General features: G+C 62.8%; 11 protein-coding genes. 4 read left to right on the top strand and 7 right to left on the bottom strand.

The annotated features are described in order from the left end of the window. Nucleotides 1–105 precede the first annotated feature (105 nt). A complete protein-coding gene (locus RBH22_RS07880) occupies nt 106–627 on the top strand; it encodes a winged helix-turn-helix domain-containing protein (protein ID WP_256290098.1) in 522 nt (173 codons plus the stop codon). Between the two features lie 92 nt (nt 628–719). Here RBH22_RS07880 and RBH22_RS07875 read toward each other — a convergent pair whose 3' ends face one another. Genes RBH22_RS07875 through RBH22_RS07855 form a run of 5 tightly spaced genes read right to left on the bottom strand, consistent with a single transcriptional unit; the run spans nt 720 to nt 5682 of the window. Then, nucleotides 720–1427 carry an ABC transporter ATP-binding protein gene (locus tag RBH22_RS07875; protein ID WP_306677114.1) on the bottom strand — a complete coding sequence of 236 codons (708 nt, stop codon included), beginning with the start codon at nt 1425–1427 and terminating at the stop codon, nt 720–722. Further along, nucleotides 1424–2236, bottom strand: coding sequence for an ABC transporter ATP-binding protein (locus tag RBH22_RS07870; RefSeq protein WP_256290102.1), 813 nt, complete (start codon nt 2234–2236; stop codon nt 1424–1426). The genes RBH22_RS07875 and RBH22_RS07870 overlap by 4 nt, the downstream gene beginning before the upstream one ends. Beyond that, on the bottom strand, nt 2229–3353 hold the full coding sequence (locus tag RBH22_RS07865; protein ID WP_306677113.1) for a branched-chain amino acid ABC transporter permease: 1125 nt from the start codon (nt 3351–3353) through the stop codon (nt 2229–2231). Before RBH22_RS07865 ends, RBH22_RS07870 begins: the two co-directional genes overlap by 8 nt. Then, a complete protein-coding gene (locus RBH22_RS07860) occupies nt 3350–4369 on the bottom strand; it encodes a branched-chain amino acid ABC transporter permease (protein WP_306677112.1) in 1020 nt (339 codons plus the stop codon). Before RBH22_RS07860 ends, RBH22_RS07865 begins: the two co-directional genes overlap by 4 nt. Nucleotides 4370–4377: 8 nt before the next feature. Further along, nucleotides 4378–5682, bottom strand: coding sequence for an ABC transporter substrate-binding protein (locus RBH22_RS07855; protein WP_306677111.1), 1305 nt, complete (start codon nt 5680–5682; stop codon nt 4378–4380). Between the two features lie 338 nt (nt 5683–6020). Here RBH22_RS07855 and RBH22_RS07850 point away from each other — a divergent pair, with 338 nt between their 5' ends. The 3 genes from RBH22_RS07850 to RBH22_RS07840 are packed head-to-tail and all read left to right on the top strand — an operon-like array spanning nt 6021 to nt 9715. Further along, nucleotides 6021–7967, top strand: coding sequence for a 3-hydroxyacyl-CoA dehydrogenase NAD-binding domain-containing protein (locus RBH22_RS07850; RefSeq protein WP_306677110.1), 1947 nt, complete (start codon nt 6021–6023; stop codon nt 7965–7967). 3 nt (nt 7968–7970) lie between these two features. Next, the gene (locus RBH22_RS07845; protein WP_306677109.1) at nt 7971–9167 is read left to right on the top strand and encodes a thiolase family protein; all 1197 of its coding nucleotides are present in this window, start codon (nt 7971–7973) and stop codon (nt 9165–9167) included. Then, nucleotides 9164–9715 carry a Zn-ribbon domain-containing OB-fold protein gene (locus RBH22_RS07840; protein WP_306677108.1) on the top strand — a complete coding sequence of 184 codons (552 nt, stop codon included), beginning with the start codon at nt 9164–9166 and terminating at the stop codon, nt 9713–9715. The genes RBH22_RS07845 and RBH22_RS07840 overlap by 4 nt, the downstream gene beginning before the upstream one ends. 19 nt (nt 9716–9734) lie before the next feature. Here RBH22_RS07840 and RBH22_RS07835 read toward each other — a convergent pair whose 3' ends face one another. Both RBH22_RS07835 and RBH22_RS07830 read right to left on the bottom strand, forming a co-directional pair. Continuing rightward, a complete protein-coding gene (locus RBH22_RS07835; RefSeq protein ID WP_306677107.1) occupies nt 9735–11333 on the bottom strand; it encodes a long-chain-fatty-acid--CoA ligase in 1599 nt (532 codons plus the stop codon). Between the two features lie 289 nt (nt 11334–11622). After that, the gene (locus RBH22_RS07830; protein WP_306677106.1) at nt 11623–12471 is read right to left on the bottom strand and encodes an SDR family oxidoreductase; all 849 of its coding nucleotides are present in this window, start codon (nt 12469–12471) and stop codon (nt 11623–11625) included. Nucleotides 12472–12503: the final 32 nt, after the last annotated feature.

Genomic DNA, 12503 nt, shown 5'->3' with positions numbered 1-12503 from the left:
GCGGTGAGTGTGTTACCAAATGTTTGAGTTGCGGCGAGACCGTCGCTGGCGGGCCGTCCTATCGAAACGTTCTCCCCGACAACCGGCTTCGAGGCAGAACGCAGAATGAGCGACAGCAGACCAGCGTGGGACTTCAAAGAGCGAGACGTCGTCATCCTCAGAGAGCTCGCGCGGGACCCACAGCTCTCCGCCCGTGAACTCACCGACGTCTTGGAAGAAGAACACGGAATCGACGTCAGCCACGTCACGGTGAGCAAAGCGATCCGGAATATGCGTGAAGCGGGCGTCTTCCGCGAAGCGATCATCCCGAACGAGTCGTACTTCACGTTCGCGCTGATGGAGTTCAAATTCAACCCCGAGAATTTCAAAGAGCACTGGCGTGACACGATGGAACACATCAGATCGAGTCAGTACTCCATCTTCTACTTCCTCTCGGACGGGGAGTACCAGTGGAAATCGGTGATGATGTTCCCCAGCCAGGAGGCGGAGTCGAAGTGGCTCCACGAGTTCTACAAAGAGCACGGGCAAGCCGTCAGCAACGTCCGTAGCTCCACGATGACGAACGTGCTGAAGTTCGGGACGACGCCGGGACTCTTCGATCACCTCGAATCAGACGGCGGTGAGTGATTCAGCTCTGAGCGACAGGACACGTATGCGACCGTTTCCTTCGACAGGGGACGGTTCGACGACAGCCGACGGTCGGCGACTTACGAATCGGATTACACGCCCAGGTACTCCTGTCTGAGCTCGTCGTCCGCGCGGAGTTGCGCCGTCGAGACTTCCTCGACGATTTCGCCCTCGTCGAGAATGTAGTGCCGTTCGGCGACAGCGACCGCCACGGCGACGTTCTGCTCTACCAGGAGGACGCTCACGTCCTGTTTCTCGTTGATCTCTTGGATGATCGACTCGATCCGTCGGACGATGTACGGAGCCAGCCCCTCGCAGGGCTCGTCGAGGAGCATCAGCTTCGGGTTCGTGACGAGGCTTCGCGCGATCGCCAGCATCTGCTGTTCGCCGCCGCTCATATTCTTCGAGGGGCGATCCCGCATATCGTCGAGTTCGGGGAACTGATCCAGCACCTCTTCGACGGGCAGCGGATCGCCGGCGTGATTCGCCGCGAGCCGGAGATTCTCTTTGACCGTGAGGTCTCGGAAGCACCGGCGTCCTTCGGGAACGAGAGACAGCCCGAGGTCAGAGATCTGGTAATTTCGGTACGCACGGAGGTCTTCGCCGTTGAACGTCATCGACCCACCGAACACCCGGGGCACGTCTGCACCGACGAGTGCGTGCATCGTCGTCGTCTTGCCCGCGCCGTTGCGGCCGAGCAGCGAGACGACCTCGTTCTCGTCGACCGAGAGATCGACGCCGAACAGCACCTGTCCGGTCTCGTATCCGGCTTCCAGTTCGGAGACGTCGAGGAGGCTCATAGTTCCTCCCGCATTCCGCCGAGGTACGCTTCCTGGACCTCCTCGTCGCCTCTGACCTCGTCGGGCGTGCCCGTCGCGAGGACGCGCCCCTGATCGAGGACGGTGACGCGGTCGCTTATCGAGAGGACGATATCCATATCGTGTTCGATCAAGAGCAGCGTCAGGCCGAGGTCCTGATGCACCGATTCGATGAGGTCGGTGACGAGTCCCGTCTCGTTCGTTCCGAGACCACTCGTCGGCTCGTCGAGCAGGAGTACCGAAGGATCCGTCGCCAGCGCCATCGCGATACCCAGGCGACGCTGGTCGCCGTGCGAGAGGTTCTTCGCAGTGACTTCGCGTTTGTCAGTCAGCCCGACAGAGTCCAGAATGTCCAGCGCTTGCTCGCGGTGCTGGGACCGCCCCTCGCCGAGAAGATCGAACGAGAACGGTCCTGATTCGATCGTCTGGACGACCACCCGGACGTTTTCGAGGACGCTCAACTCGTTGAACAACTGATTCGACTGAAACGAGCGGGCGAGGCCGCGGTGGGGACGCTGTTCCTGTGAGAGGTCCGTGATCTCCTCGCCGTGGAGATACACCGTCCCGTCGGTCGGGGCGAGCGCGTGCGTGAGCACGTTGAAAAGCGTCGTCTTGCCGGCCCCGTTCGGGCCGATGATCGCTCGCAGTTCGCCCTCGGGAACGGCCAGATCGACGTCGTCGACGGCGACGATGCCGCCGAACCGCTTCGTGAGGCCCGTCGAGCCAAGCGCTGCCGTCTGGGCGTCGCCTGTGTCCGTTCGCTCGGTCGTAGACGTATCTGTTTCAGACATCTTCTTCACCGGTCCGCAGTCGGTCGTAGAGCGTTTCGATACTGTCTCTGAGGAGTCCCCAGATCCCCTCGCGTGGCGCGATCAGCACCGCGATGACGAACAGCAGTCCGAGGAAGAACTGCCAGTACGCCAACACGCCCGCGAGTTCGAGACTGACGATCGGGACCTCTTTCAGCGGCAGGACGAGCATCTCGAAGTCGGTCAGGTAATCTTCGGCGAACAGCCAGACGAACGCGCCGGCAACGGGGCCGAAGAAGTAGTTCGCACCGCCGAGCACCGTCATCAGGATGACGTCGCCGCTGGTCTCGACGGTCAGGAGCGAGAGCGTCGCGCCCTGTTCGTTGATTTCGAGGATCGTGCCGGCGTAGGCGGCGACGACCCCGCTCAGGGTGAACGCCCACACCTTGTACCGGTAGGTGTTGATCCCCATCGCGCGGGCCAGCTCTTTGTTTTCGCGGATTGCGATGAGCGTCCGACCGAACGGCGAGCGGACGATTTGCCAGAGAACCACGAGGCCGACGAGGACCGCCGCCGCGACGAGCCAGTACCAGTCGAACTGGAAGCCGCCGAGGTTCACGTACTTGAGACCGCGTTCTGTCTCGATCCACGCCGGGACTGCACCGCCCGCGATGCCGGTCGTCCCGCCGGTCAGTCCGGCAGGGTTGTAGTTGGCGATGAAGTGCGCGGTCGTCCCGAACGCGAGCGTGAGCATCGCGAAGTAAATCTCCCCTTTCTGGACGGTGATCCGGCCGATGAGATAGGCGACGACCCCAGCGAGCGCGAGCGCGACGACCGCTGACAGGACGAACGACGAACTGAACCGTGACAGCCCGATCGCCGTGACGTACGCCCCGATCCCGAGGAACATCGCGTGGCCGAACGACAGCAGCCCCGTGTATCCCAAGAGGAGGTTGAACGAGGCCGCAAACAGCATCCAGATGAGGATGGTGTTCGCCACCGACCCGTATCCGAGGAGGAACTCCATCGACACTAGTGGACGGAGCAAGATGACCAACAGGACCGACCCGATTGGAACCTTGTACCGGTTCAGCGCCCCGAGCGGGAGCCCCGAGACGAGGCTCTCTCCGGTCCGGTTCGTGGCGGATTCGTCGCTCATTCGAGGAAGCCCTCCTGTCCGAACAGCCCGCGTGGCCGTGCGAGCAGCACGACGATCATCACCAGATACGGGACCAGTCCGCCGATCCCGGGAATATTGATGAACTCCAGCGTCGTCACCTCGGCCAGCGTCGAGAGGTACAGTGGCGTCAGATAGCTCGCGCCACCGATCAGGAGGCCGGCGACGACACTCCCGAACAGGCTTCCGATCCCGCCGACGACGACGACGACGAACGCGAGGATGATGAACTGATTCGCCATCCCGACGTCCATTCCGACTGCGGCACCCCGGAGGACGCCGCCGAGACCCGCGATGGCCGCGCCGAGCACGAACATCGAGATGAATCGGACGTTCATATTCACGCCGAGGAACTCGGCCATCTCGCGATCGAGAACGCCCGCGCGAACGGAGAGACCGAAGTCGGTGCGCTCGATGAGCAGGTAGACGGCCGCGATGACGATGACCGCCACGGCGACGGTGAACAGGCGGATCCGCGAGACGGTTGTGACGCCCAGATCGAAGCCCATCGAGAGGACTTGCGGAGCCACGACGCTGCGCGGAGTGCCGCCCCAGATCGCGCGCGTCGCCTCGCCGAGCATCAACGCGATGCCGAACGTCGCGAGCAACCCGTTCAACGGGTTCTTGTCGTAGAGGTGGCGAAGCACACCGCGTTCGATGGCGACGCCGACGAGTCCGACTCCGAGCGGTGCGACGATCAGCGTCACCCAGAACGAGACTCCCCAGACTTCCATCAGCTGGAAGGTGAAGTACGCGCCCAGCATGAACAGGGCGCCGTGGGCGAAGTTCACGATGCCGAGCAGCCCCAGGACGATTGACAGGCCGAGCGCGATCAGCACCAAGACGAGTCCGTACACGAGGCCGCCGATGACCTGATCGATGAACAGGCCGGGGCGAACGATGGCACTCATCACCGTCAACAGCACCAGGACGCCCCAGACGACACCTCCAGCGGGCGTGATGCTGCGCTGCGTTCCCGGAATGGGAATGGCGTTCATACGTGAGTTCACAGCGAGCAGCCCGTCGCGTCGCAGCTACGCATTACGTCTTTCCCGGCGCTCGATCCCTCGACCTGGAACCACGCGTTGTAGGGGTCGGTCTGCATATCGCCCATCGAGCGCCCCGAGATCGCCCAGGTCGGGTGCACGAGTTGGTGGTCGCAGGCTCGCCATTCGAGGTCGCCCGGCATAATGCTCAGCGCCTTCTCGCTCTCGACGGTGTGGCCCTCGAGTTCGCCGCGGATCGCTTCCCCGTCTGTCGAGCCGGCGCGGACGGCCGCGCGGACCTGCTGATCCATCGCGATGTACGCGTTGGCGTGGCGTACGTACGGGTTCTGATCGCGGTCTGCGACCCGCATCTTGAACTCCTCTGCGCTGTCGATCGCGTTCGTCCAGCCGGTCGAGGCGATGTCCATCATCGCCGCGGACTCCTGGCTGAGCCCCCAGAACGCGATGTCTTCGGCCTGGTGACCCATCAGTTTGAAGTTCTCGTGCATTCCTTTGTTCCGGAGCTGTTTCATCGCCAGTCGCTTGTCGAGCGCGGGGAGGACGAGACCGAGCCCGGTCGCGTCGGAGTTAGCGACGTTGTTGAGGTACGACGTGTAGTCGTCGTTGGGGAACGGCGTCGCTTCCGACTCCACCACGGTGCCGCCGTTGGCCTCGATTTCTTCGATGTAGAGCTCCTGGGCGTTCTGCCCCCAGATGTAATCGGAGTACAGCAGGTACCACTTGTCGGCGATGTCGGCCATCCGTGCCCCGATGGACTTGACCAGCATCGTGTTCGAAGAGTACGTGCTGAACATATGCGGCTGACAGCTCGATCCCGTCAGCGTGTCAGACGCGCCGTCTGCGATGTAGGAGACGCCGTTGTCGGAGGCCCACGTCCCGATCTTCGTACAGACGGCCGACGAGAGCGCGCCCTGCGCGAAGTCGATGCCATCCGCCGTCACGGCTCGTTTCATTCGCTCCAGCGACGCGCTGGGATTGACTTCGGTGTCGTAGGTGCTGATCTCGATGTCGACGCCGAGTTCGCTTTCGAGGTCCTCCGCTGCGAGTTCGGCGCCCGTTCGGAGTGCGGGTCCCCACGGCGCGAACGGACCGCTCTGGGGGTTGAAAACGCCGACGTGGAACGAACTCGGACCTGTGTCCTGGCTCGTCGAGCCACCCGTCGTCCCCGAGTCGCCACCGCCGTCCCCACCACTGTTGTCTCCGTCGCCTCCGCCGCTACCTGAACAACCGGCGAGTCCGGACATTGCGATTACTGAGGCTGCGCCGCCCGTCTTCAGCACCTTGCGTCTGGTAGGTGATCTCATAGCTCGCTCCACACCTTAGAGCCGAACTTGATAATACTTTCGTTAAGTATTGCGATCGATTGTGGTGAAATAGTAAACGAAGCAGCGCCCATTCAGAAATCTTGTTAGAACGCGTATGTTACCATACTTCACGATAGCGGCCCGCTCTGTACGCAGTGGGAGGACGTACTACACGTCTGATCCCCTATAGCTCTCCAGGCACAGCCCCGGCGACTGAAATTACAGATGGTGTCTTATCTGCCTACAATTTCACCACAATGTCTCTATACTAGCTAATTCTAAACACTGTGTCTAAAACACCAGAAGATTGAATAGCAACGTTAACGCTTGGGTAAGCGATGCAGGAAGCGAACATCCAACACGTCGCGGTACTCGGCGCCGGAAGTATGGGCCACGGCATTGCCGAGGTTGCTGCGATTGCGGGCTACACTGTCTCTATTCGAGATATCGAGCAGGAGTTCGTCGACGACGGTCTCGACAACATCGAGTGGAGCCTCGGCAAACTCGCGGAGAAAGGACAGATCGACGAATCCGCTGAGGACGTCTTCGACCGAGTCGAGGGCTTCACCGACCTCGAAGCGGCGGTCGAGAACGCCGATCTCGTCGTCGAGGCGGTGCCCGAACGGATGGAACTCAAGAAGGACACCTTCGCCGAAGTCGACGAGTACGCCCCCGAGGGAGCAATCCTCGCGAGCAACACTTCGGGACTTTCGATCACCGAGATGGCTAAGGCCACCGACCGACCCGAACAGGTCGTCGGGACGCATTACTTCAATCCGCCCGTGCGGATGGACCTCGTCGAAGTCGTCCACGGCGACGCGACCAGCGACGAGACCATCGAGCGCGCACACGCTTACGTCGACTCCATCGGCAAGACGGGCATCGACGTCAAGAAGGACGTCCACGGCTTCGTCGTGAACAACGTCCTCGTGCCGTTTATGGGCGAGGCCGCGTGGATGCTCGACCGCGAGGAGTGCACGATCCAGGAGGCCGACGCTGGGATGGTGTTCAACCGCGGGTACCCGATGGGGCCCTTCGAACTCAACGACTACGGCGGCATCGATATCGCCTACGACTTCCTCGAAGCTTCCGCGTACGACGTGCCGCCGTCGATCGCCGCGATGGTGGACGACGAGACGCTCGGCCGCAAGACAGGCAAGGGCTTCTACGACTACGAGGACGGCGACGGCGTCGACTACGAACCCGGCGACGGCGAAGGCTTCGACACGCTCCGCATTGAAGCCCGGATGATCAACGAGGCGGCGAAGTTGGTCGGCGACGAGGTGGCGACGCCCGAAGACATCGACCTCGGCGTTCGTCTCGGCGGCCGGTTCCCGCTGGGGACCTGTCGCGTCGGCGACTCGATCGGGCTCGATACCGTCCTCGACAAACTCCAAGCGCTCTACGAGGAGACCGGTGCCGCGCGATACGAACCCGCTGACTACTTGATCGAACTGGTCGAGGCGGGCGAGACTGGCGTCGACGCGGGTGCGGGGTTCTACGACTACACGGGCGAGTACCCCTATCAGTTCCTGAACGTCGAGCTCGACGAGCGGGGCGTCCTCTCGATCGAGTTCGACCGCACCGAGCGGCTCAACGCCTTCAGTGAGGAGATGTTCGCAGAAGTCGGCCACGCGCTCGAGGACGCCGACACGGACGAAGTGTCTTGCGTGGTCTTCGAGGGCGCCGGCGACCGCGCGTTCTCCGCCGGTGCGGACATCACGGGCTTCACCGCCAACGCGCCGACCGAGATTATGGACGTCGAGGAATCCATCGAGCGGATCTACGACTTCGATCGACCCACGATCGCCGCGATCGACGGATTCTGTCTCGGCGGCGGTTTCGAGTTGATGCTCGCCTGCGACCTCCGGCTCGCGACCGAGAACTCCACGTTCGGCAGTCCCGAAGTCGATCTGGGGCTGATCCCGGGCGGCGGCGGCACCCAACGTCTCACCCGCCTCGTCGGCAAGCCACGCGCGAAGGAGATCATCTTCCGCGGAAACCACTTCGGCGCCGAGCGTGCCGAGGAGTGGGGAATCATCAACCGTGCTGTTCCGACAGACGAGTTCGACGAGACCGTCGAGGAGTTCGTCGGCGACGTCGCCTCGGGGCCCAAGACGGCGCTGAAAGTCGCAAAGCAGGTCATCAACGAGGGCGACGACGCCAGTCTCGACGCCGGGCTGAAGATGGAGAGCCAGGGCTTCGGTTTGCTGACGACGACCGACGATATGCTCGAAGGCGTCCAGGCGTTCAGAAACGACCGCGAACCGAACTTCGAGGACTGAGAAATGCCACACAATGCAGCCATCGTCGGCGGCGGGCTCACCGAATGGGGCGAGCGCGACGCCACGTGGAAGGATCTCGCACAGGAAGCCGGCAAAGCGACGTTCGACGACGTCGACGGGATTGAGCCCGAAGACGTCGAGGGGCTGTTCGTCGGAGCGGTGCAACCCGAACGGTTCGCGTTCCAGAGCCACGTCGCGCCGATGGTCGCCGAACTACTCGGTATCGATGTGAACGGAATGTTAGCCCGCACCGAACTCGCGTGCGCGAGCGGGCAGGCCGCACTCCGCTACGCCTGGCTGGCTATCGCCGCCGGCCAACTCGACGTCGCGCTCGTGCTCGGCGTCGAGAAGATGAACATCGACCGCGAGCATATGCCGGAGATTCAGTCGAATATGACGAACGTGCTCGACCGGGAGTTCGACGGCGTCAACGGCCTCAACGGACCGTCGTACTTCGCCCAGTACGCCCAGCGGCATATGGAAGAACACGGGACGACCCCGGAACAACTCGCGATGGTGAGCGCGAAGAACAAGAGCCTCGCCGCGGAGACCGACTTCGCGCACTACCGAGAGCACGTGGACGTCGACGACGTCTTGGATTCGTACCCCATCGCCCCGCCGCTCCGACTGCTCGACTGCAGCGGTATCACCGACGGCGCTGCGGGCGTGCTCGTCGTCAGCGAGGAGAAGGCCGCGGAACTGGGCGCCGAGACGGCTGCCTACATCACCGGCAGCGGTCAGTCGTGTATGGCGAGCAACTCCGTCAACAACATCCCGTCGATGACGACGTGGCCGCAGGCTCGAGAGGCCTCCCAGCAGGCCTACGAGCAGGCCGGGATCGAGGACCCGCTTGAGGAGATCGACGTCGCGGAGGTCCACGACTGCTTCTCGATCAGTGAGATCATCGAGTACGAACAACTCGGGTTCGCCGAGGAGGGTGAAGGCGGACAGTTCATCGAGGACGGGCGCAGCGAACTCGACGGCGACGTCGCGGTCAATCCGCGCGGCGGTCTGCTCGGGTGCGGACATCCGCTCGGTGCGACCGGTGTCTGCCAGGCGCTGGAGGTGTACCGACAGTTCGCCGGCGACGTGTCCAGTGCCCGGCAGGTGCCCGACGATCCGGAGACCGGACTCATTCACAATCTGAGCGGCAGCGCCTCAGTGCACAGCGTGATGACGCTCGCGAGGGACCCCCAATGACTCGACCACACCACACCGGCTCGAAAGACGCAGACGCCCCGACCGACGACCTCCTCCGTACGGACGGCGGTGAGCACAGCGACCCGTCACGCGGAACGATCACCCTTCCGGACGAAGTCGAACTCCCGCGGCTGCTCGACTTCTACGATCTCCAGGACCCAGAACACACCCGGATCCACGAGTTCTACGACAACCTCCGTGCGGGATCGCTCACGACGACACGGTGCACCGACTGCGACGCGATTCACTTCCCGCCGCGCGTCGTCTGTCCGGAGTGTCTGAGCGACGACCTCACGTACACTGACCTGCCGCACGAGGGGACGCTCACCTCGTTCACCGAGGTCCGAGGGACCGCGGCTATCGGGATGAGCGACGACCCGCCGTTCGTCGTCGGCGTGGTCGATCTGGGACCTGTCAGGCTCTCTGCGCGGGTCGACGACGCCACCTACGACGAACTGGAGACGGGTGATGCCGTCCAACTGAAGGTGATGGACATCGACGGACCGACCGAGCAGGACCGCGTCTTCTACCGGTTCGAGCCTCTCTGAAAACAGTTCGAGACGGCTATCAGTTGACGTCGCGCTCGGCGTCGTCCCAGTGTTCCGCTCGCAGTTCGTACTTCTGGATCTTCCCCGTCGAGGTCTGCGGGAGCTCTTCGCGGAACTCGACGCTCGTCGGGCACTTGTAGTGGGCCAACTTCTCGCGGCAGAACTCGATCAACCCCTCCTCCGTGAGGTCTGACCCCTCGCGCGTGACGACGAGCGCCTTCGGCGTCTCGCCCCACTTCTCGTGTGGGACGCCGATGACAGCGGCGACCTTCACGTCGGGGTGATCGAAGATGGTGTCTTGCACCTCGATGCTGGAGATGTTCTCGCCACCCGAGATGATAATGTCCTTCTTTCGATCGACGATCGTGAGCATCCGGTTTTCGTCCATCGTGGCGATGTCGCCCGTGTGGAACCAGCCGTCGACCCGGTCGTGGAAGGCCTGCTCTGTCTGTTCGGGTTTGTTCCAGTAACGATCAAGGACCTGATTCCCGCGGGCGACGACCTCGCCTTTGGTCTGGTCGTCGAGGGGGACGTCTTCGCCGTCCTCGTCGACGACACGGATCTCCGTGTTGAGCGTCGCGAACCCGGGTTTGTTGATGATGTCGTACTTGTTCCCCTGTTCGATCTTCCGCTTCGAGTTACTCGTGGTGATGAGCGGCCCCGTCTCGGTCGCCCCGTAGGCGTGGATGATCCGCCAGCCGAGTTCGTCTTCGGTCCGCTTGATCGTCCGTTTCGGCGGGGGACTGGCGGCGGTTTCGACGCGGACGGGCATCTCGCCGGTCGTCGGGACGTCAGCTTCCTCGTGGTATTCGAGCAGCATATTGAGGACCGTCGGCGCACCGCCGAGATACGAGACGTCGTAGTCGTAGATCCGCTCGAACACGGTCGCGGGGTCGAAGTCCCGGAGTATCACGTGCTTTCCACCGATGCCGGTCAGCCCGTAGATGTGGCCCCAGCCGTTGATGTGGAACATCGGCGAGGTCCAAAGCAGCGTGTCGTTGTCCTCGAACTCCACGTGATGGGCGTGAATCATCGCGTGGTAGTGCTGGATGCGGTGGGTGTGGACGACGCCCTTCGGATCGCCGGTCGTCCCGCTCGTATAGAGGATCGTCGCGTCGTCGTCCTCACTGATGTCCGGCCGTTCGGGTTGCTCGGGAGACGCGTCATCGAGGACGGTCTCGTAGTCGTCCCAGTCGCCCTCGACGCGGTCGGCGTCGTATGCGACCCACTGGGAGACGCCGGTCTCGCCGCCCTCTTTCAGGTGCTGGAGCTTTTCGGCGTACTCGTAATCGGCGATCAGCACGCTCGGTTCGCAGTCGCCCAGTAGGTAATCGTACTCTCCGGGTTGGAGGCGGAAGTTCAGCGGGACGAACAGCGCGCCCAGTTGCATCGTCGCGTAGAGCGTCTCGATGAAGTAATGCGAGTTGGGCGAGAGCAACGCGACTCGATCCCCCTTTTCGACGCCCCACTCGCGGAGCGCGTTCGAGAGCCGATTGACTCGCTCTCCGAGTTCGCCGTAAGTGAACTCGGTCCCGTCGTCTGCGATGACCCCGACATCGTCGCCGTAGAGTTCCGTCGCTCTGTCCAAGAAGTCAGTCGTGAGTAGTGGCCTGTGCATTGGTCTCGTTCCATTTAGCAGGTCACACCAGTGCGTCGCTGGCGGGGAGACTCCGTTCGTCTTGCGGTCCGCGCACCCGACGACCGCCCTGGTATGGCATCACAGATCAATAATTTACATTAGTATATAATAGTTCCCCAAAAATTACCATTATATACGAAATCAGTGAATGGAGACAACTTGGTTATCAACTCCGGGTCGGTCTCTCGATGCCTGCCGCACCTCACCCGCCGCTGGCCGCCCGCCGCTCCCGTCCGTCGATTCCAGACGCTGACTCGACTCGCCCGCGTCAGGTTTGTGTCTCGCTCCGGTCGAGGCTGGTCTGTCTCCCCAACGTCGCCTCGAATCTGTCTGCGAGGTCTTCGAGGGACCAGCCGCCGTCCTCGAACGCGATCCGCTCGATCTCCGGGTTCGAGCGCAGCCCGACGCCGTCACCCGCCGCTTCGACGGTACGGCCGGTGACGCCCGCGGCCGCCTCACTCAGTAGAAACGCCGCGACCGGCGCGACGTTCTCCGGCGGGTACTCCGCCGCGTCGAGAAACGCTTCGGTCATCTGCGTATGCGCGATCGGAACCAACGCGTTCACGCGAACGTCGTACCGCTGTAGTTCGATCGCGGCCGTGCGGGTCAGTCCGAGCACCCCTGCTTTCGCCGCCGAGTAGTTCGCCTGTCCGCTGTTACCGAACGCTGACGGGCTCGCCACTGTCAGAAACGAGCGACCCGCTGATCGGGCCTCGGCCGTCTCTTTCCACCGGCGCGCGGCACTCCGGAGGAGATTGAAGTGACCGCGGAGGTGGACGTCGATCACCTGGTCCCACTCGGATTCGGTCATCTCGGTGAGATACGAATCACGGAGGATGCCGGCGAAGTTGACGACGCCGTCGAGTCGACCGTGCTTGGTGACGGTGTCGTCGATCAACTCCTCGGCGTATTCCATCTCCGTGACGTCCCCGAGGTGGACCGTCGCGGATCCTGTTCTCTCTTCCATCTCCTCCTGCAGAGTGACGGCATCGGATTCACCCTCTTCCCCTAGGTCGTTGAGGACGACGGTCGCGCCGTGAGAGGCTAACTCTCGCGCGGTCGCCCGCCCGAGACCGCCCGTGCTCCCTGTTACGATGTAAATTTCATTTTTAAGCATCTTTTTTCGATGTGAGATACGAGGCCACAATA

Source organism: Halobellus sp. H-GB7 (assembly GCF_030848585.1).
GTDB classification, from domain to species: domain Archaea; phylum Halobacteriota; class Halobacteria; order Halobacteriales; family Haloferacaceae; genus Haloquadratum; species Haloquadratum inordinatus.
The sequence above is the reverse complement of the archived record's forward strand: the minus strand, read 5'-3'. Positions and strand labels throughout refer to the sequence as shown.

Bases quoted from the DNA above. Each gene is read 5' to 3' on its own strand.
- RBH22_RS07880 (WP_256290098.1), top strand. From the start codon at position 106: ATGAGCGACAGCAGACCAGCGTGGGACTTCAAAGAGCGAGACGTCGTC.
- RBH22_RS07875 (WP_306677114.1), bottom strand. From the start codon at position 1,427: ATGAGCCTCCTCGACGTCTCCGAACTGGAAGCCGGATACGAGACCGGA.
- RBH22_RS07870 (WP_256290102.1), bottom strand. From the start codon at position 2,236: ATGTCTGAAACAGATACGTCTACGACCGAGCGAACGGACACAGGCGAC.
- RBH22_RS07865 (WP_306677113.1), bottom strand. From the start codon at position 3,353: ATGAGCGACGAATCCGCCACGAACCGGACCGGAGAGAGCCTCGTCTCG.
- RBH22_RS07860 (WP_306677112.1), bottom strand. From the start codon at position 4,369: ATGAACGCCATTCCCATTCCGGGAACGCAGCGCAGCATCACGCCCGCT.
- RBH22_RS07855 (WP_306677111.1), bottom strand. From the start codon at position 5,682: ATGAGATCACCTACCAGACGCAAGGTGCTGAAGACGGGCGGCGCAGCC.
- RBH22_RS07850 (WP_306677110.1), top strand. From the start codon at position 6,021: ATGCAGGAAGCGAACATCCAACACGTCGCGGTACTCGGCGCCGGAAGT.
- RBH22_RS07845 (WP_306677109.1), top strand. From the start codon at position 7,971: ATGCCACACAATGCAGCCATCGTCGGCGGCGGGCTCACCGAATGGGGC.
- RBH22_RS07840 (WP_306677108.1), top strand. From the start codon at position 9,164: ATGACTCGACCACACCACACCGGCTCGAAAGACGCAGACGCCCCGACC.
- RBH22_RS07835 (WP_306677107.1), bottom strand. From the start codon at position 11,333: ATGCACAGGCCACTACTCACGACTGACTTCTTGGACAGAGCGACGGAA.
- RBH22_RS07830 (WP_306677106.1), bottom strand. From the start codon at position 12,471: ATGCTTAAAAATGAAATTTACATCGTAACAGGGAGCACGGGCGGTCTC.